The organism is uncultured Bacteroides sp., assembly GCF_910586915.1.
Classification (GTDB): Bacteria; Bacteroidota; Bacteroidia; order Bacteroidales; family Bacteroidaceae; genus Bacteroides.
On record NZ_CAJULN010000003.1, the window covers coordinates 25901 to 47166 of the forward strand.

The window sequence follows — 21266 nt, forward strand, 5'->3', positions numbered from 1 at the left end:
ACTCAGTTGCAATGCACCGCCTTTTCTATCAGGTAACGCGGACGCCGCTTTACTTCTTTGTATATCTTGCCGATATACTCACCGATAATGCCGATAGCCGTCAGAATAGCCCCGCCGATAAACCACACGGAGATAAGCAACGAAGTCCATCCTCTGATAACATCGCCACTGATAAACTCTACCAGCGCATAAATAATGGCAAAGAAAGAGACCAGCATAAAGACAAGACCTGAAGTTGTAATCAACCGCAACGGCTTGACTGAAAATGAAGTAATGCCATCCAACGCAAAATTCAGCATCTTCCTGAACGGATATTTGGATTCGCCGGCAAAACGCTCTTTACGGTCATAGTAGACAGAGGCAGTGGTATAGCCCAACAGACATACCATCCCACGAAGAAACAGGTTACGTTCGGGGAAAGAGACCAACGCCTCCAAAGCCCGCTTGCTCATCAAACGGAAGTCTGCATGATTGTAAACGATTTCGCCGCCTAAGGTATTCATCAGTTTATAGAACAACTGAGCGGTATGTTTCTTGAAGAAAGTGTCCGTCTTGCGTTCGCGCCGCACACCGAATACCACGTCGACGCCTTGCAGGAAACGGTCGGTCATCTCGACAATCACCTCCACATCGTCTTGCAAGTCGGCATCGATGGAAACGGCCGCATCGTAATCGCTGCCTGCTGCAAATTCCAAGCCCGCCCAAAGTGCCTGTTGGTGACCTACGTTGTGCGCCAACTTCAATCCTGCCACGTAAGGATTGAATTCGGAGAATTGTTCTATCAACGTCCAGGTGAGGTCTTTACTGCCATCGTCCACATACAATATCTTCCCTTGCGCCACTTTGCCTTCCTGTTCCATCTGGACAAGAATGTCGGACAACCGACGGGTGGTTTCTGCCAATACCTCTTGTTCATTATAACAAGGAACCACAATCAAAAGTCTTACGCCATTCATAGCTTTTTATGTTTAAATACGAACCGAACCAATAGGAAATTTACCGGAATTGCTATCGCAAACACCGGAACGGGAGCCAACTCCTCCGAAACGCCCACATACAGGAAAAGATTCAGCAACGCCATATGCAACAGGAAATTGACAAGATGCGCACCGCTCATCCCGATAAGTTTAGCCCACGAGGGAGCTGTACCGAAGGTGAAGTACGAAGTAAGGTAGAAGTTTACAATGAAACTGACGATATAGCCCGCCGCATAAGCGGCATTGATATCGACAAGCGGTTTGAGAAGATAATAAATCGCATAATGCAATGCTGTGGCTATCGCACCCACCACGCCGAAACGTACAAACTCGCTCACTATCTGTCCTGTTCTCATAACATACACCTATTTCATCGTTTTATCAACCGACCTATCGATGGTTTGATGCGCTTTGACCATAAACTCCGTACACTGCAACATAGAGAAACAGTAGTCTTTCAGCAATCCGAATCCTTCGTCATCGGCAGTTGTGTGCAATTTGCCGTTGTCCAACTTATATTTGAACTCCTGCTGGTTGTCCGGAGAGTAAATGAACAAACGGGCGGAATCTTTGGCTCCAATGAGGTCATCTGCCGTAAAGAACATACACGGGCGCTCTTCTTCGAGAAGATTCACACCGAAGTTGTTCTGCAAATAACTCATATTGAGCATTCCCAACAAGGTGGGAGCTACATCTACCTGCCCGCCGAATCCCTCGTGCACAGCCGGACGAATGTCTTTTCCGTAAATCATCAAAGGGACATGGTTATAGGATTGCGGCATCTCGCATTCGGGCGTACCCACCATCTTGCCGTGATCGCCGAGGAATACGAAAATGGTGTTGTCAAACCATGACTGTTTCTCCGCCGCATTCATAAACTGCCGGATAGACCAGTCGGCATATTCTACAATCTGCTCCTCCGGCTTTTCACTACGAGCATGAAAGAAGGGTGGAATGACATATGGCGGATGATTGCTGATGGAGAGCAATACGGTGAAAAACGGTTCGCCTGTCTTTGCCTTGTCGTTTAGTATCGGAAGTGCATATTGGTACATGAAATCATCCTGTACACCAAAACTGTTGACAACCTTCTCTGCCGGATAATTCTCCTGTGCATAGATTTCATCAAATCCGTTGGTGCGAAGGAAAGCATTCATATTATCATATTGGGACTCGTGTGTCATGAAGAACAGGTTGCAATATCCGTTCTCCTTCAATACGGTGGGCAGTCCGGAATAGAGAGGAATCACCGAGCCTTTCATCGCATTCCGCTTCATGATAACAGGAAAGGAGTAAAGCGTGGAATAAATACCGTGATTCGTATGAATACCGGACGAATAGAAATGACTGAAACTCAAGGATTGCTGATAAAGGCTATCTAAAAAAGGAGTCAGTTTCTTGTCGGAGCCGAAACTGCCCATCAAATCGGCGGACATCGATTCCATGAATATAAGAACCACATTTTTCCGGTCGGGAACTCCTTCGGATTTCACTTCCCGGGCAATCGGAGAAATATCCTCCACGCCTTTCCTTTGCAAATATTCCTGCACTCGCTTCAGAGCGTCTTGCTCAGACATGAGATGCAGCATCCGGTTTTCCTTCCGTTTGTCGTCCAATGTGCTTGTAAGCAGATTAAACACCGGGTTCACTCCCAACTGGTTCAAGAAAGGGTCTTCACAGTAATAGGCCTGGCTCACTTTAATCGGGTTGTATCCCATACGCCCGCGAATACCAAACAGGCAAAGTCCCACACAAGCTGCTCCCAACGGCAATATCGCCAACCGGCTTTTCCATGAAATCCGGGATGCGGCAGCCATGCTCCAGCGATAAAAGCAGGAAGAGAGGGAAAATATTCCCCAACCGAATAAGACGATAGACAACAACCCGAGAAAGATAGGGAAATAATAGGAGGATTCGCCAAATACCATACCGGCTGTCGTGCCACCGTATCCAAACCAGTTATAAATGGAGGAATTGATAGTCTTAAAGAAATATTCAAAGTATGGAATATTAGCCGCAGCTATGATAAAAGAAACCGAATAAAGCAAAAAGAAGTAGACGGCCACCGAACGGAACAGCCATTTTGCCGTGTAATTGCACAAGGCTGCTATCCACATCACCACTAAGGGAAGTAACAGGATATAGCAGGCTATCACATTATCAAACCATAATCCACGCACAAAGGCGACCGCTTGCAAAGCAAAATCGCCTTCTATTTCTACCGGGAATTGATAATCAATCGAGCAAAACAGTGTAAACCGGAATACAAAGAAGAACAACAAGGCTACTATATGTATCGACAACACATACCAAAGATAGTATCCAAATTGTTTTAAAGAGAATCTTTTCATCAGGTTTCGCATTTCATTAAAGCTGCTGCATATCATGCAGGCGCTTGTAGTAGCCGTTCAGTTCTATAAGTTCTTCGTGCTTGCCACGTTCTACAATCTCTCCTTCGTACAACACACAAATTTCATCTGCATTCTTAATCGTAGAAAGGCGATGGGCAATGGCAATTGTCGTACGTGTCTTCATCAATCGCTCCAACGCTTCCTGCACCAGACGTTCCGATTCGGTATCCAAAGCCGAAGTGGCCTCATCGAGAATCAAAATCGGCGGATTCTTCAAGATAGCACGGGCAATGCTGATGCGCTGGCGCTGACCGCCGGACAGTTTTCCGCCCCGGTCACCGATGTTCATGTTATAACCTTCCGGTTTCTCCATAATGAAATCGTGCGCATTGGCAATCTTTGCCGCCTCTACTACCTGTTCCATCGTAGCATTCTCCACACCAAAAGCGATATTGTTGAAGAAGGTATCATTGAACAAAATGGCTTCCTGATTTACATTACCAATCAAACTACGCAAATCGGCTATGCGTACATCACGGATACTTATTCCGTCGATAGTGATGTCGCCCTCCTGCACATCGTGGTAACGTGGCAACAAATCGACCAATGTAGATTTGCCGGAACCCGACTGACCGACCAATGCAATCGTCTTTCCTTTGGGAACAGTCAGATTGATATGTTTCAGTACTTCCCGCTTGCCATCATAGCTGAAAGAGATATCTTTAAATTCAATTCTGTCATTCAATCCTTTCAATGGTGCAGGATTCGGGTTCTCCTTAATCTTATTTTCCGCCTTCAGAATCTTATCCACACGTTCCATAGAAGCCAGACCTTTCGGAATGTTGTATCCCGCTTTAGCAAAATCTTTCAATGGATTGATTACACTATATAAAATAACCATATAGAAAATGAAGGTAGGAGCATCGATGGTTGCATTCTGTCCTAAAATCAAAGTCCCGCCAAACCACAACACTGCTACAATGAGAATGGTTCCTAAAAACTCACTCATCGGGTGTGCCAATGCTTGACGGATAGCAACTTTATTGGTAGCATCACGCAGCTCATTGCTACATTTGGTAAACCGATTAATCATTTTATCCTCCGCAATGAAAGCTTTGATAATACGCAAACCTCCTAAGGTTTCTTCCAGTTGCGACATCGTATCACTCCATTTTGACTGAGCTTCCAACGACTGGCGTTTCAGTTTCCTTCCGACCGCTCCCATCAGCCAGCCCATTCCCGGCAAAACAACAATGGTAAAGAGTGTCAATTGCCAACTGGTTACAATCAAAGTAATGAAATAGAGCAAAATCAGAATCGGGCTCTTTATCAACATATCCAACGAACTGGTAATGGAATTTTCCACTTCGCCCACATCACCACTCATACGGGCAATGATATCTCCTTTTCTTTCTTCCGAGAAGAAGGATATCGGCAGACGCATTACTTTGGCATACACCATGACACGAATATCACGTACCACTCCCGTACGCAACGGAATCATTACAGCCGAGGAAGCAAAGTAGCATCCGGTCTTGAACAACGTCATTATCATCAGGAACAATCCCAAAAAGACAAGGGCGATAGTAGGACCGTTATCTATAATCATCTGACTGACATAGTAATAAAAATTATTTTTAGCCACATCTGCCAAATCGCCACTGCCCCATTCCATGAAGTGATATACTTCATTCGCTCCTTCCGTCTTAAATAAAATACTTAGGATAGGAATCAGGAAAGTAAATGAAAAAACATTGAAGATAGCAGAAAAGATATTCAGCAAAATAGCCCAGCCGACATATTTCTTATATGGCGACACAAAACGCCGCATCAGTTGTAGAAATTCCCTCATTATTTACCATTTAAAAAGTTAAGAGTACAAAGATATAATAAAACAAATTAACTGACAGCAATTTCACTTAATTATTAACTCGTTTTATCGAGAAACAGTTTCAAGGAAATAATAAATATATACCAACCGAAAATACGGTCACATCGCCCGATTCAACATACAAATGACCAAACACTACTTATTTCCAAAGCATACAAGTAGCGCAATATTACACTGGTTTACAATCAGTTACAAATAACTATAGAAATTGAGTAAAAGAAAAAACGAAAACAGCAAGATTAGCTATTTAAATACCCACATATTTGCGCCGTTAAATTTAATGTAAACATTATGAAAGATGCAAAAATTCTAATCAGAAGATGGAATAGACATCAGTACTTGATGCTTTTTCTTTGCTTATTTTTTTATTTGTTATTTGCAGGGATGCCTCAGGCGATATATGCTTCAGAAGCAGCAATGGAGCTTGACCAAGAACTGCGGATTACGGGAGTTGTAAAAGATGTCAACGGTGAACCCATGATCGGGGTTACAGTAATGGTAAAAGGTACTGCTATCGGTAGTATCACGGACATTGACGGCAACTACAGTATATCCGTGCCCGGCGACAAGAGCATATTAGCTTACTCTTACGTAGGATATACTACTAAAGAAGTAAAGGTCGGTAATCAGAAAGTCATTAATATTACTTTGACCGAAGATTCTAAAATGATTGACGAAGTGGTAGTAATCGGTTTCCAGTCTCAAAAGAAAGGAAATCTGACTGCCTCTGTAGCTTCGGTAGGAGCAGAGACTTTGGAAGACCGTCCGGTTGCCAACATCGGGCAGGCGTTACAAGGTATCGTTCCCGGTTTGAATGTCAGCATTGCAGGTGGTGATCCTAACAAAGTGCCTTCACTGAATATCCGTGGTGCTACGACTTTCCGCCAAAGAGGAACTTCCAATGACGATAAGAATAAATTCGATGTAGTCTCCGGCGCTCCTTTGATTCTGCTGGACGGTATCGAAATTACTTCGGAAGACTTGAACCAGCTTAACCCGAACGATATTGATAATATGTCGTTTTTGAAAGATGCGTCTGCCGCTGCCATTTATGGTACAAGAGCTACCTTTGGTGTAATATTGGTCACTACCAAAGGAGGAACTTACAAACAAAAAGCGAAAATAGACTATTCTTACAATCTGGCTTTCGACCAGCCTTATGAATTGCCCGACATTTTGGACTCCTATTACATCTATAAAGCAGGAGCGGACAAGAACCTTTGGACAGGTGCCATTACCGAATATTCCCAACATGACAAAGACATGATGGAGCATATGATGGCTTATATACAAGACCCGGTAAACAACAAGCCTTACTTTATGGAAGGTAATGCCATACAATGGGTAGGCAATACGAATCCTTACGAAGAACTGGTAAAAAAATGGACACCGACACAGAAGCACAATCTCTCTATCAGTGGTGGTGGCGACAGAATCAGTTATTACATTTCTTTAGGTATGCAAGACCAAAAAGGTATGTATGAAATCAAAACCGATGAATTGAAGAGATACAATGCGATGCTGAATATTAATGCCAAAGTAACAGACTGGTTTACAGTAGCCGCCAAAGCCTCATACAATGTGTTTGATTATGATGCTCCGACTCAACAGACTGACGGTATGAATCTTTGGAGTTATGCGAAGTCATACTATCCGGAGAACTATATTTATCAACCGGTACTGACCGGTGCGGACGATCCGCTGCCTAACCATGTAACAGAAAACCCGGTAAGTTACCTGTATGCGGGCGGACGCAATGTTACTTCCAGACGCAAGACGATTCTTTCTATCAGTCCGGAGTTTACCATTTTGCCCAAAATACTGAAAATAAAGGCGGATTTATCTTTTACTCCGACTACTTATCAGCAGGAAAAGACGCATCCGAAGCAGTCGCGCGTGAATAACTCATGGACTGCACTCGAAAATCGTTGGGCTACGGAAAATACCGGTTATATTCAACGTAGTACTACAGACCGGTATGCCATCAACGTATATGCCGATTACAATCAGACTTTCAAGGAGAAACACAATGTTTCCGCGCTGTTAGGTATCAACCAAGAGCAGGAAGTATATGCGGGCTCGTCCATTTCATTATCAAAAATGCTTGACCCATACATATTGAATCCTACTTTGGTAGAGGATGTAACAGCCAATACGTCTTCCAACTCTCACTACGAAATTGCACAACGTGCGCTGTTCGGCCGTGTCATGTATAACTACATGAGCAGATATCTGATTGAGTTGGATGCCCGTTACGACGGCAGTTCCAAGTTCCCCAAAGATTCCCGTTTCCAGTTCTTCCCCACAATCTCGTTGGGCTGGAGAATTTCGGAAGAGAGATTCATGGACTGGGCTAAGCAATGGCTGGATAACTTTAAGGTCAGAGCTTCCTGGGGACGGTTGGGTAGCCAGCCCAGTTCCAAATATCCCTACCAGTCGGTATTCGGAACATCGGAAGGTTATTTCCTGTTCGACGGTACGCGTTACCCGACAGGAATCAATACTCCTTCGTTGACTAACCCGAACCTGACTTGGGAGAAGTCGACTACCAAGAATCTCGGTTTCGACTTTACTTTCCTGCAGAACCGTTTGACATTCACAGCTGACATATTCGAAAGAAAAGTAACAGATATTTTAATACCCGGCGGAAAAGACTACCCTGCATTGATTGGCGATGACGACCTGCCTTTTGAAAATGCCGGCGTTTTAAAGACTACCGGTTTCGAACTCCAGGCTAAATGGTCGGACAAACTGCCTAACGGCTTCGGCTACAGCGTAGGCGTTGCACTTTCCGATGACAAAGCCAAAGTAGTGAGCTATCCTTCCAATCCTACCAACAAGATTGGTGACGGTGTGCTGTACAAAGGTTATACGGTAGGCGATATCTGGGGATACGTAACCGGAGGTATTCTTCAGGAAGGCGACTTCGACGGCGTAAATGCCAACGGAAAACCGATATATCATGGCCCCTACTTCAAAGGCGGACAAGCCTATCCGGGTTATATCTGGTACCAAGACCTGGACCATGACGGCGTGATTACTACCGGCTTGAATACGGTGGATGACCCGGGCGACAGAAAAGTAATCGGTAATAACACTCCACGCTACCGGTACAATATCACGGCGAATTTGCAGTACAAAGGTTTCGATTTGGATTTGATGTTCCAGGGTGTAGGCAGACGGGACTACTGGCTGTCGTCCATCTCCAGCTATTGGGGCAATGGAGCAGGTTCGTGGGAAACCTACAACAATTCGTGGACTCCCGAGAGAACGGACGCCAAATTCCCGATGTACGGTTCCGGTCTTGGCAGTTATACTCAAAGCGGCTATCTGCTCGATGCTTCTTACATCAAACTGAAACAGGTGATTTTGGGATATACTTTCCCGAAAACGCTAATCAATAAAATCAAATTGCAGAAACTGAGACTGAATGTGGCAGCTTACAACTTATTCACAATTTCAGATATGCCAAAGTATTATGACACAGACTATCTGTCTGATGCATATCCTCCGAAACGGACATTCAGTGTAGGTATTCAAGTAGGTTTTTAACGTTTTAAGAAAGAGATTATGAAAAAACATTCTATTATAGCTTTACTTGTGACTTTGATTGCATCACTGTCATCCTGTAACGACGATTTCATGCAACGCGACCCGATAGATGATATGGCCGACGGCACATTCTTTACGAAAGAAGCCGACCTGCAACTCTATCTGGACGGTATTTACAGATATTACGTATATGGACACGGTATTGGCGGAACGAACAACACCTCGCACGACAAAGGTTTCTTAGCTGTAAAAGCCGGCAGCCAGATTATTTTCGGAGATGCATTCAGCGACAATGCGGTCTATGCCGGCGGTATCGACAGCAAATTGGGTGGAACGTACGACACTCCCAACTCTGCTTCCAAGAACTTCGATGCTCCCTGGCAATGGGAGAAGCTCCGCAAAGTAAACTACTTCCTCAACCATTATGCGGAAGTGGGCGACCCGGAAACCTTGAAAAAATATGCCGCACAGGCTTATTTCTTCAAAGCGTGGGATTACTACATCAAACTGGTGGCTCTGGGCGAAGTACCCTGGCTGGACAAAGAGTTGGACACAAGTTCGCCGGAGCTTTACGGTACTCGTATGCCGCGTGTGGAATTGGTAGAGAACATTCTGAAATGCTTCGATTTTGCTATCCGCAATCTCGAAGACAACGATAACTCCTGCGGGTATATCAACCAGGACATGGCTTTGTTTCTGAAAGCACGTTTCTGCCTGTTTGAAGGAACGTTCCGCAAATATCATACCGAACTGAACCTGCAATCTACCGCCAACGAATTGTTGAGTCTGAGCCGCGATGCTGCCCTGACGATTATCAAAAAGAACAGATACGAGCTTTTCAAACACGCTACTGCCAAAGACTCCTACTGGCAACTGTTTGTACAGAAAGGTTCTCCCGAGACGGAAGGTAACCGGGAAACCATCCTGGCACGTGTGTACGACGGCGTAAAGCTGGGACACGACAACCCGCGTTATTGGGGTAAAAACAACCATACGCGCTACTGCCTGGGTGCAACCGTAGCCATGCTCGAAGATTATCTGTGCGAGGACGGACGTCCGGTGTATATCGGCGGAACGGAAGGCAATTACGAGAAAAATCCCCTGTTCAAAGGCTACGACGCCATGTGGGAAGAGTTGGACAACCGCGATCCCCGTCTGACGCAGACCGTATGCAAGCCGGGAGAGTACGCTTCCATTTTCGATGCGGACGACAATACATACAGCCTCGAAGAATCCGGAATGATTTATCCGATGATTACGTACGACACTGGCGGCGGTGCTCCGATGAAGCAATACAACTCTACTGTGACCGGATATCGTTTCATCAAACACTGGATGCCCGATTACGCCGAATGGGAGGCAAACTCCAAAGGTGTGCAGACGGCCCATATGTTCCGCTACGGCGAGTTATTGCTGATTTATGCGGAAGCCAGAGCCGAATTGGGTGAAATCACGGACGATGATTTGGATATCACAGTCAATGCCTTGAGAGAGAGAGCCGGATACGACTTCGCCAAATATCCCAATGCCCGGCTGACCTTGTCCAACATCCCCAACGACCCGCGCCTGGACGCTATTTACGCGCAAAAACTCGACTACTCCGTCTCTCCCATCATCCGCGAAATCAGACGCGAGCGGCGTGTGGAAATGATGATGGAAGGTATGCGCTACGAAGACCTGATGAGATGGAAGGCGGGCAAATTGTTTACCGTACCTGCAAGGGGTATGAAAATGACGCCGGAGAAGATTGAACTGTACAGCAAGAACCGCAACGACGAACAGTACAAGGACTATCCGTACAAAGTAACAGTTCCCATCGGCGAAGTGGGCAACAAGGTGATTGTAGACGACGACGGCTTCATCATTCCGTATCCTACCTCCACCACCGTCATCAAAGGCGTATTGCCCTGGGACGACAAGCGTTATTATTACCCGATACCTTTAAATGAAATGCTGATGAACCCGCTCCTGACGCAGAATCCGGGTTGGAAAGACATTAACAGATAACCGATAAATAAGGTGAAATTATGAAAATAGACAGATATATTTTATTGGGAATGCTCTCGTTCGGAGCGTTCCTCACCGGTTGCAATGATGAAGACTTCGGCAAGGCGGTAGCCATCACCGTAGAAAATGCAACAAACCTTGAAAGCGACATTTTCGGCGTGGTTGTGACAGAAGGCCAGCCTTTGCAACTTAAACCGTTCGTCATGCCCGAGAGTGCAAGAGGCAATGCTGTCAGCTATCACTTTGCAGGCGAGCCTACCGGCGCCATCGAGTTGAGCGCCGACGGCCTGATTACTCCCCGGCTGACAACTCCTACGGAGGGCGACATCCCTTCTCCGTTGGGCACGGACACGATTATCGTGCGAGTGGACGACGGTTCGGGTACATACGTCAAATACCCGGTACGGGTGGTCAGCAACATTGTCCTTGTGTCGAGCATCACCATCCAATCGGCGGGACAGAACGTAGAAGCGGAAAATGGAAAGACGTTCAACTTGGCCCAATACGTGACCGTCAATCCCGGCAACGCTACCGACAAGAGCGTCACGTATGCTTCCAAAGACCCGTCGGTGGCAACGGTAGACCAGCATGGTCTGATTACCATAGTAGGAGAAACCGGGCAGTCGACCGAGATTACCGTAACTGCCAACGACAGAGGCAAACAGAGCGCCACGGCGCGGGTGAAAGTGGTTGCCGAAGCTCCCATGTATGCAGGTTTCCCCTTCTCGAGCCAATGGAGTTTCTCTTCAAACATCGGCACCAAAGAGGGTGACATAAAGAACTTGTTCGACGACAAGAATTCAACGTTCTGGTGTCCCGACATCAAGAAACGTCCCATCTACGACCCGGTCTGCTACCTTGACATCAATCTTGGAGAGGTCATCAAGTTCGGTCAGTTGGGTTACAGGCACCGCAACCTGAACTATTCCCATCTGCAATGCCATACTTTCAAGTTGGAAGCCAAGAAGAGCGAGAACGACGCCTGGACGGATTTGGGCGAATTTGTCACAAAGGCTTTAAAGGTAGACGACTATCAGTTGTTCCCCCTCAAACAGCCGCTGGAAGCCCAATACATCCGAATCACCTTCATCAAGGGACATCCGAGAGACGGCCATTCCGATTGGGACTATACTGAAGACGGCAACGTTTCGGTAGGCGACCTCCAGGTGTACGTCTACAACAGGTAAAAATAACCTTGATTATCAGCCACTTGCAGCGCATATATCTCCTGCGTCCAGCATCTATATGTCCTGCGTGTAGCATCTATATGTGCTGCGTGCACCATCTATATGCGCTACGTGCAGCGCATATATCTCCAACAAACAGCACCACAGAGAGTTGTAGACACCGCCTTCAGATGGCGGTCGAAGGTAACTGTTAATCAAGCAAATAATCCCATATACATAGGAAAGGGAATTCCTTTTTCTCAAGAGTTCCCTTCCATTTTCCTTTTTCCATACTGTTTTTTTTTATACTTTAGCTCCTTGTTATGACAGTTATTTTCATTTAATCCGATAAAACTCATATGAAAAACAGGTTCTTGTTGCTCTTTCTGACCCTTTTTTATACGATATCCGTCTGCGTTGCCACCGAAAAATACAAATTCCGAACCATGTCGCCCGACGGCGGCTTCTACTACGACGGCGTCAAATCAATCGAACAAGACCAAAGTGGCTTCATCTGGGTGATGATGGATTATGAACTTTATCGTTTCGATGGCTACCGTTACAAGAAATACTACCCTTACTTTGCTTCGATAGCACCGACCAAGAGATGGATATTCCACAACATGGCCTCCGACTCCTCGGGCCGCCTGTATGTGAATACGAACAACGGGCTATACCGCTACGAACAGACGTCAGACCGGTTCGAGAAAATCTTCGATACGACAACCCACGTCAAAGTAGACAACACCGGCAATGTATGGGTGAGGTATCAGAAACAATGGAGCATACTAAATACAAACACAGGCCGACTCAACACGCCGGAATATGACGGGAAAGCACCCGATTCGGGCAACACGGTATTCTGCCTCCACAACAAAGACCTCTACATACTGGCCGAGCGGAGGATTTACCGCTTCAACCAGGCCGAAAACCAGTTTGTACTCTGCCTGACACTCCCCGACACCGACGCCGGAAACATCCGTTTCGCCCAGGCACGTAGGGGGAAGTTATGGGTCTTTGCCGACAAAGACGGGCTGTACCGAATCGACTTGTCCACTTTCAAAGTGGAAGAGCATTACGAGCCTCTGCCCGAAGCTAAAAACAGTTCGCCACGTACTTTTTATGTCGACAAGAAAGAGAATCTGTGGTTTGGAACCATCGACGGGCTATACGTGCTCAGCTCCTCCGACAAGAAACTCACCCCATACAAACACTCCAACGCCGACCCCTTCAGTCTGCCCCACAACTCTATTTGGGAAATATACGAAGACAGGCAGTCGGACATCTGGATTGGAACCTATTCGGGAGCCTTATGCTATGTCAGCATCAACAGCGACAACACGTTCAAAACCTACCATACCCAAAACAGTGGCTTGAACTACGCTCCGGTCAGCGCGTTTGCCGAAGAGAAAGACTACCTTTGGATAGGCACCGAAGGCGGAGGAGTAAACCGCATGAATAAAGCCACGGGAGAATTCAGTTCCTTCACGGGCAGCAACAGCGTCACCTCCAACAACATCAAATCGCTGCTGATAGACCCTCACGACAACCTGTGGATTTCCACTTACATGGGAGGCATAGACGTCTACAACCCCGCCCGCCATAAAGTGGCGAACTACAGGCAGTGCAAAGAAGATTCCACCTCGCTGCTGGTGAACGATGTCCGGAAAACCATTCACGAAGGAGATTCGGGTATGTGGATAGCCTACCAATATCCCGTACCGAAGGTCTCTTATTTCTCCTACCGCAGCCGGTCGTTTACCCATTACAGCCTCGACAGCACACGAAACTACGCTTACCTGTTCGACATTCTGAGACAGGGCGAAAAAACACTGTGGGCCATCAGCAATGAAGCACTCTACCGCATGGATATCCACACGCAGCGCGTAGAGAAAATCGTTCCAAACGATTCCATTTACCTGGGACTATACACCTTTTGCCTCGACGACTCCGGCAACATCTGGATTGGAACCATCGGCAACGGGCTTATCAGATTCGACATCAACACGTCAAGTTTCATCCCGCAGAAAAACGAACTGCAACCCGACCTCTATTCCATCTACAGCATTTGCTATGACAACGGAAACGTATGGATGGGAACCGACAACGGACTGTATTGCTACAACACCGCCGACAATCATCTGATGAAGTTCGGCAAAGAAGAGAACACGCAAGGACAGGTTTATTATCCGCTGGCGTCCATGAAAGGACTGGACGGCTTGTTGTATTTCGGAGGAACGAACGGACTCACCGTCATCGACCCTAAGAAGATATCCCACAACAAGCATAAGCCGAAAGCCATCATCTCCGATTTCTACATCGACCATAAGGCCGTGCATCCCAACTATGTACTTGACGATTCGCTCACCACCGTCACGCTGAATTACGACCAACCCAATTTCGGTTTCCAATTCTCTTCCGACAACTACCACATTCCTGAGAAAAACCGGTTTAAATACCGCCTCAGAGGATACAACGACGACTGGATTACCACCAATGCGCAGCACCGCATGGTGCTATACTCCAAAGTGCCGGCAGGGACTTACTTCTTTGAAGTGTATGCAGCCAACAACGACGGCCTGTGGAGCGACAAGCCCACGGTGATAAAAATAATACGAAAGACCGCTCCCTGGTTCAGTTGGCCCGCCTATCTTTTTTACCTGCTCACCATCGCCGGGATTATCTACCTGATTTACCGGCACTTTGCAGAGAAGAAAAAACTGAAGATGCTGCTTTACCAAGAAAACATAGAGAGAGACAAAAAAGAGCAAATCCACCAGGCACAGTTGCGCTTCTTCACCAATATATCCCACGACTTCCGGACTCCGCTCTCGCTGATTCTTGCCGCCCTGGACAAACTGAGACGCGAAGGACTGAAAGAATACTATTACCGGATACTGAACGGCAACGCACAACGCCTGCTGAATCTGGTGAACGAACTGATGGACTTCCGCACGGTAGAAAACGGAAAGATGAACCTGAGGTTAGAGATTCTCGACATCAACCGCTTTGTGACAGAGATTGCAAACGATTTCACAGACTATGCAGGACAGAGGAACATTGACTTCCGGATAAAGTGCGACGAAACATTGCCGGCGGAGATATACGCCGACCGGTCTGTGGTCGAGAAGATTGTAATGAACCTGCTGAACAATGCTTTCAAATACACGCGAGACGGAGGAAGGATTCTCCTGGAAGTAAAGCACGGCAAGGAGTTCGCATCGCAGTATAAAGACAGCTATACCGTAGGCGAATGCATCCACGAAGCCTTCTCGATTATCGTCAGCGATACGGGAGTGGGCATATCGGCCGAATCGATAAGCAGTGTTTTCGAGCGTTTCTACAAGGTCAATACCGTCAACACCGATTTGCATTTAGGCACAGGCATCGGGCTGGCACTTGTCAAGAGCCTGGTTCTGCTGCAAAAAGGCACTATATCCATCTATAGTGAAAGAGAAAAAGGCACGGACATGATTGTCAGCCTCCCCCTCGACAAAACCATTTTTAACCAATCGGACTTCGTGAAACCGAAAGAGAAAGAGACTGCGACAGAAGCACCTCTGCCGCCTGCTGCCGAAGCGTCTGCCTCTGTTGAGATAAAAGACATGGAAGATGAATACTTGCCTTTCCTTAAAAAGAAGGTATTAATAACCGAAGACAATGAGGATTTGAGAGTACTCATAGCCGAGTCGCTCTCCGAAGAGTTCCAGGTAATGCAGGCAAGTGACGGTATCGAAGCCTTGAAACTGATAGAAGAGACCGACTTCGACTTGATTATCAGCGACATCATGATGCCTCACAAAGACGGTGTTTCATTATGCCACGACATAAAGAGCCATGTAAATACTTCGCACATCCCCGTCATCCTGCTGACGGCAAAGACCAGCCTCGAAAGTAAAATCGAAGGAGTCGATTCGGGTGCAGACCTCTACTTCGAGAAACCTGTGGACTTGGTTTATCTGAAACTCTCCATTCAGAACATATTCAGAAACCAACAGCAGTTGAAGGAGCATTACGCCAAGAACTATTATGCGGACAGTAGCGAGCTCTCCTCCAACGAGCAAGACAGCAAGTTCCTCAAGCAGCTTATAGCCATCATCGACACCAACATGGACCAGCCGGAAATGAATGTGAACCTGATAGCGGAAGAGTTGTTGATGAGCCGGAGCAAACTTTATACGAAGGTGAAGAGCCTGACGGGAAAATCAGTAGTGGAATTCGTATTGAACTGCCGCCTGCGCAAAGCCGCCAAATTGATTATCGAAGAGAACATGACCATGCGCGAAGTGATGATGCAAATCGGAATAGAAAGTCAGGCGTATTTCACCAACTCGTTCAAGAAAGTGTTCGGCGAAACCCCTACATCCTTCGCAGCCAAGCATAAAAGCAGCCCCAAAGGCGATTTGGATAAAACAAAAAACGAATAAAGCAAGAAGCTGAAACACAAATGGACTTCCTTTGCGGAAACTTTAAAACCAATAGCATGATGAAACGAACCTTACAGATTACAGTTTTGCTTTCTTTGTTGACAACGGGTCTGTTTGCCCAACAACAGCCCAAAGTTTTACCTGCCGACCAGGAGCTTTCCTTAAAATACGGTGCCGACCGCCTGGGCAAGCGCCAGGATGCTGCCATGCAGCAATTCCGCGACAACCGGTTGGGAGCTTTCATACACTGGGGGCTTTATGCCATCCCGGGAGGAGAATGGAACGGCAAAGTATATAACGGAGCTGCCGAATGGCTGAAATCGTGGGCGAAAGTTCCCGCCGACGAATGGTTGAAACTGATGGACCAATGGAATCCCGACAAGTTCAACGCCAGGGCTTGGGCAAAGATGGCCAAGAAGATGGGAGCGAAATACGTAAAAATCACCACCAAGCACCATGAAGGCTTTTGCTTGTGGCCGAGCAAATACAGCAAATATACAGTAGCACAGACACCTTATAAAAAAGATATATTGGGCGAATTGGTAAAAGCCTACAACGATGAAGGTATTGATGTCCACTTCTATTTCTCCGTGATGGACTGGAGCCATCCGGACTACCGCTACGACATCAAGTCGGAAGAAGACGCCGTTGCTTTCGCACGCTTCTTAGAGTTTACGGACAATCAATTGAAAGAACTTGCCACCCGTTATCCTACCGTAAAGGACTTCTGGTTTGACGGAACCTGGGACGCCAGCATTAAAAAGAACGGATGGTGGACAGCCCACGTGGAACGAATGCTGAAAGATATGCTGCCGGGTGTGACAATCAACAGCCGTCTGCGTGCCGACGACTACGGCAAGAGACATTTCGACAGTAACGGTCATTTGATGGGCGACTACGAATCGGGTTACGAACGCCGTCTCCCCGATCCGGTAAAAGACCTGAAAGTGACCCGCTGGGACTGGGAAGCCTGCATGACAATCCCCGAAAACCAGTGGGGATATCACAAAGACTGGTCGCTGAGTTACGTAAAAAACTCTTTGGAAGTATTGGAACGCATCGTACACGCCGTATCTATGGGCGGCAACATGGTAGTGAACTTCGGGCCGCAAGCCGACGGTGATTTCCGCCAAGAGGAGAAAGAACTGGTAGACGCCATCGGAAAATGGATGCAGAAAAACGGTGAATGCATCTATGGCTGCGGCTATGCCGGATGGGACAAACAGGCGTGGGGATATTACACACGCAAAGGAAACGATGTGTATATGGTTGTATTCAATCCTCCCTATTCCAAACACCTGGTAGTGAAGACACCGAAGGGAACCAAGATTTTAAAAGGCACGCTGACAAACGGAAAAGAAGTTTCGGTAAAAGAGACTGCCCGCAACGAATACAACGTGAATATGCCAACAAACGAACCGGGCGAGCCTTTTGTCATCAAACTGCAGATTGAGGAGAACACGAACACGGCCGACAAATACCGGGACGCACTGACATGAGATAAACTTTTTTAATTATATACCCGAATGAAGAAACTTTTCTTTTTTGCTTTTTTCTTCTTGATAACCGCCACACAGGCTGCCGCACAGCCGGACTTCGACAAAGCCGCTATAAAATCCATCATGAAGCGGGTGGCCGACTGGCAGATTGCCAATCCCAACAAAGGCGCCGAACACGACGATTTGGACTGGACTCACGCCGCCCTCTATATGGGTATGCTGGACTGGGCGGAACTTGCCGAACGGGAAGAGGGAAACGATTCGTATTACCAGTGGTTGCTGCGTATAGGAAAGCGCAATCATTTTCAAGTAGGAAAGTGGATGTATCATGCAGACTTCATTGCCGTAGGACAGCCTTTTATCGACCTTTACATTAAATATGGCAATAAAAAGATGATTGCTCCCGTCATGGCACGTGCCAACTGGGTAGTAGAGAATCCTGCAACAACTACTTTGGAATTAGACTACAAGAACCTCGAGACGCTCGATCGCTGGTCGTGGTGTGATGCATTGTTTATGGCTCCCCCAGTATATGCCAAACTCTATGCATTGACCAAAGACGAGAAATACCTGAATTTCCTGAACAGGGAGTACGAGGCTTCTTACAAGTACCTCTACGACCAGGAAGAGAACCTGTTCTACCGCGACCGCCGCTATTTCGCCAAACGCGAAGCCAACGGCCAAAAAGTATTTTGGGGACGCGGCAACGGCTGGGTATTGGGAGGATTGGCCGAAATGCTGCAAGTGCTTCCCCCTGACGAGCCTTCACGCGCCTTTTACCGCGACTTGTTTACAGCGTTGGCAACCCGTGTGGCGGGTCTGCAAAGCGAAGACGGATACTGGCACGCCAGCCTGTTGGACCCGGCGTCTTATCCGTCGCCCGAAACAAGCGCAACGGGCTTTATCGTCTATGCGCTTGCCTATGGAGTGAACGAGGGATTGCTCGACAAAACTGCTTTCAAGCCGGTTATCGAAAAAGGCTGGAAAGCCTTGACCGATGCCGTAGAGCCGAACGGCAAATTGGGTTACGTACAGCCAATCGGCGCCGACCCGCGCAAAGTGACGCGAGAGATGACCGAGGTCTATGGCGTAGGCGCCTTCCTGTTGTCCGGCTGCCAGATTTACAAGATGGCGGACAAATAACCCTCTGCCGGTACAATTACCGTAGATAAAATAAAACAATCAACCGATAATGAAACATAACCTATTGTCTTTATTAACCATCCTGTTGATGTCAGGCTTATGTGCTACGGCCGGTGCGCGCGACGTGTCGTCCTTCAACGACGGATGGGAGTTTAAAAAAGGGCCGTTCTCCAAAGAGGCCATGCAGTCCGTACGCAAATGGAACACCGACTGGCAGGAAGTAACCATTCCCCACACGTGGAACGCGGAGGATATGCAGAAGAAAGTATCTGCCTTTTACGAAGGGGTGGCCTACTACCGGAAGAAATGTACTTTTCCCGAAAGCATGAAAGGCAAGCGTATCTTCTTGCGCTTCGAAGGGGTCGGGTCGTGTGCCGAGGTGTACATCAACGGCTACCTGGCAGGCACACACAAGGGAGCCTACTCCGCTTTCGTCTGCGAGATTGGCACACAGGCGAAATTCGGCGGCGAAGAGAACGAGATTATCGTGAAGGCCGACAATACCGCCCGTCCGGATGTAATCCCCGTCAATCATGTCCTGTTTGGCGTGTATGGAGGAATTTACCGCCCCGTATGGCTGGTGGTGACGGAGCCTTGCAGCATTGTGGTCAACGACTGTGCCTCGTCCGGCGTGTACATCACGCAGAAGAATGTCTCGAAGGCGTCGGCCGAAGTGACGGTAAACGTAAAGGTGGACAACGCGACACTGGCACCCGTGCCGTTGGCATTGGAGAATGCGATATACGACATGAGCGGCAAGTTGGTGAAAAAGCACAGCCGCTCCTTCGAACTGACTCCGCAAGGGGTGCAAAGCTACTCCTCTTCGTTCAAACTGTCCAACCCGCATTTGTGGCAAGGACGCGAAGACCCTTATCTGTACAAAGTCGTATCACGCCTCGTACAGAACGGACGCATACTCGACGAGGTTGTCCAGCCGTTGGGACTCCGCAAATACGAAGCGGTGGCAGGCAAAGGCTTCTTCCTCAACGGAAAGAAGTATCCCATGTACGGCGTAACCCGCCATCAGGACTGGTGGGGACTGGGCAGTGCGCTGACCAACAAAGAGCATGACTTCGACCTGGCGCAGATTATGGATATCGGAGCTACAACGGTACGCTTTGCGCATTATCAGCAGTCCGATTATATTTACTCGCGTTGCGACACACTGGGACTGGTCATCTGGGCAGAGATTCCTTTTGTCAACCAAGTGACCGGACAGGAGTGGGACAATGCACACCAGCAGATGCGCGAACTGATTCGTCAGAGTTTCAATCACCCTTCCATCTATGTGTGGGGTATCCACAACGAAGTATATCATCCGCACGGCTACACGGCAGCCCTTACCCAATCCATCCATGAGCTTTGCAAACGTGAAGACCCCGACCGCTACACGGTGTCGGTCAACGGTTATGGCAATGCTGCCCACCCCGTCAATCAGAATGCGGACATACAAGGTATGAACCGTTATTTCGGCTGGTACGAACGGAAGATACAGGACATCGGCCCGTGGATAGAGAACATGGAGAAAGAGTATCCCTGGCAACGACTGATGTTGACCGAATACGGGGCGGATGCCAACATCGACCATCAGACGGAGATATTGGGCGACGCGCTGAACTGGACAAGTCCTTTCTATCCGGAGACTTTCCAGACCAAGACGCACGAGTATCAATGGAGCGTCATCGCGCAGCATCCCTACATCCTTGCTTCTTATCTGTGGAATATGTTCGACTTTGCCGTGCCCACCTCCAAAAGAGGCAGTGTGGACGCACGCAACATGAAAGGGATGATGACCTTCGACCGCAAGGTAAAGAAGGACTCCTATTACTGGTACAAAGCCAACTGGAGCAAGGAACCGGTTCTTTACCTCACACAGCGCCGGAACGCATTGCGCGAGCGAAGAGAGACATCGGTCACCGTCTACTCCAACATCGGCACTCCGAAGGTATATCTCAACGGGCAAGAATTGTCCGGCGTGCGCAAAGGCCATACCGACGTACATTATATCTTTGACAACGCTCTGCTGGGCAACGGCAAGAACGTGTTGAAGGCCGTCGTCTCCCACCGGGGAAAGACCTACACGGACGAAATAGAATGGACTTACAACGGCGAATGCAACCGCCAAGCCGATTTCTTCGAACATAAGAAAGAGCACGGCAGTTGGTGATGCAACAGCCTAAAGCCGGCAGTTATCCAGCAGGCGGTGTGTCGAAAAACACACCGCCTGCTTTTTTTCACACAGTCTCTATAGCC

At 47.6% G+C, this 21266-nt stretch carries 11 protein-coding genes; 7 read left to right on the top strand and 4 right to left on the bottom strand.

All coding sequences use genetic code 11. From position 1 onward, the window contains the following. Positions 1-2: 2 nt before the first annotated feature. From QZ331_RS01935 to QZ331_RS01950, 4 genes are read right to left on the bottom strand one after another with little or no spacing between them, the layout of a single operon-like run. Positions 3-956, bottom strand: coding sequence for a glycosyltransferase family 2 protein (locus QZ331_RS01935; protein WP_294627559.1), 954 nt, complete (start codon positions 954-956; stop codon positions 3-5). Then, positions 953-1333, bottom strand: a complete 381-nt coding sequence (locus tag QZ331_RS01940) for a GtrA family protein (protein WP_294627560.1) — start codon at positions 1331-1333, stop codon at positions 953-955. The genes QZ331_RS01935 and QZ331_RS01940 overlap by 4 nt, the downstream gene beginning before the upstream one ends. Positions 1334-1342: 9 nt before the next feature. Continuing rightward, a complete protein-coding gene (locus tag QZ331_RS01945; protein WP_294627562.1) occupies positions 1343-3328 on the bottom strand; it encodes an alkaline phosphatase family protein in 1986 nt (661 codons plus the stop codon). 16 nt (positions 3329-3344) lie between these two features. Next, positions 3345-5180: an ABC transporter ATP-binding protein gene (locus tag QZ331_RS01950; protein ID WP_294627564.1), complete on the bottom strand. Its 1836-nt coding sequence runs from the start codon at positions 5178-5180 to the stop codon at positions 3345-3347. A gap of 456 nt (positions 5181-5636) precedes the next feature. Between QZ331_RS01950 and QZ331_RS01955 the strand changes: the two genes are divergently transcribed. The 7 genes from QZ331_RS01955 to QZ331_RS01985 all read left to right on the top strand — a co-directional run bounded on the left by QZ331_RS01955 (position 5637) and on the right by QZ331_RS01985 (position 21180). Beyond that, a complete protein-coding gene (locus QZ331_RS01955; RefSeq protein ID WP_294627565.1) occupies positions 5637-8771 on the top strand; it encodes a TonB-dependent receptor in 3135 nt (1044 codons plus the stop codon). Between the two features lie 18 nt (positions 8772-8789). After that, positions 8790-10778 carry a RagB/SusD family nutrient uptake outer membrane protein gene (locus tag QZ331_RS01960; protein WP_294627567.1) on the top strand — a complete coding sequence of 663 codons (1989 nt, stop codon included), beginning with the start codon at positions 8790-8792 and terminating at the stop codon, positions 10776-10778. Between the two features lie 20 nt (positions 10779-10798). Next, positions 10799-11965, top strand: a complete 1167-nt coding sequence (locus QZ331_RS01965; protein ID WP_294627569.1) for a discoidin domain-containing protein — start codon at positions 10799-10801, stop codon at positions 11963-11965. Between the two features lie 338 nt (positions 11966-12303). Then, the gene (locus QZ331_RS01970; RefSeq protein WP_294627571.1) at positions 12304-16371 is read left to right on the top strand and encodes a hybrid sensor histidine kinase/response regulator transcription factor; all 4068 of its coding nucleotides are present in this window, start codon (positions 12304-12306) and stop codon (positions 16369-16371) included. Between the two features lie 56 nt (positions 16372-16427). Beyond that, positions 16428-17870, top strand: coding sequence for an alpha-L-fucosidase (locus QZ331_RS01975; RefSeq protein WP_294627573.1), 1443 nt, complete (start codon positions 16428-16430; stop codon positions 17868-17870). A 27-nt stretch (positions 17871-17897) separates the two neighbouring features. Beyond that, positions 17898-19013, top strand: a complete 1116-nt coding sequence (locus QZ331_RS01980; protein ID WP_294627575.1) for a glycoside hydrolase family 88 protein — start codon at positions 17898-17900, stop codon at positions 19011-19013. 88 nt (positions 19014-19101) lie between these two features. Beyond that, complete coding sequence (locus QZ331_RS01985) at positions 19102-21180, top strand: glycoside hydrolase family 2 TIM barrel-domain containing protein (RefSeq protein WP_294627757.1); 2079 nt, start codon at positions 19102-19104, stop codon at positions 21178-21180. Positions 21181-21266: the final 86 nt, after the last annotated feature.

Bases quoted from the DNA above. Each gene is read 5' to 3' on its own strand.
- QZ331_RS01950 (WP_294627564.1), bottom strand. From the start codon at position 5,180: ATGAGGGAATTTCTACAACTGATGCGGCGTTTTGTGTCGCCATATAAG.
- QZ331_RS01965 (WP_294627569.1), top strand. From the start codon at position 10,799: ATGAAAATAGACAGATATATTTTATTGGGAATGCTCTCGTTCGGAGCG.
- QZ331_RS01975 (WP_294627573.1), top strand. From the start codon at position 16,428: ATGATGAAACGAACCTTACAGATTACAGTTTTGCTTTCTTTGTTGACA.
- QZ331_RS01955 (WP_294627565.1), top strand. From the start codon at position 5,637: ATGGAGCTTGACCAAGAACTGCGGATTACGGGAGTTGTAAAAGATGTC.
- QZ331_RS01940 (WP_294627560.1), bottom strand. From the start codon at position 1,333: ATGAGAACAGGACAGATAGTGAGCGAGTTTGTACGTTTCGGCGTGGTG.
- QZ331_RS01980 (WP_294627575.1), top strand. From the start codon at position 17,898: ATGAAGAAACTTTTCTTTTTTGCTTTTTTCTTCTTGATAACCGCCACA.
- QZ331_RS01970 (WP_294627571.1), top strand. From the start codon at position 12,304: ATGAAAAACAGGTTCTTGTTGCTCTTTCTGACCCTTTTTTATACGATA.
- QZ331_RS01935 (WP_294627559.1), bottom strand. From the start codon at position 956: ATGAATGGCGTAAGACTTTTGATTGTGGTTCCTTGTTATAATGAACAA.
- QZ331_RS01960 (WP_294627567.1), top strand. From the start codon at position 8,790: ATGAAAAAACATTCTATTATAGCTTTACTTGTGACTTTGATTGCATCA.
- QZ331_RS01985 (WP_294627757.1), top strand. From the start codon at position 19,102: ATGTCAGGCTTATGTGCTACGGCCGGTGCGCGCGACGTGTCGTCCTTC.
- QZ331_RS01945 (WP_294627562.1), bottom strand. From the start codon at position 3,328: ATGAAAAGATTCTCTTTAAAACAATTTGGATACTATCTTTGGTATGTG.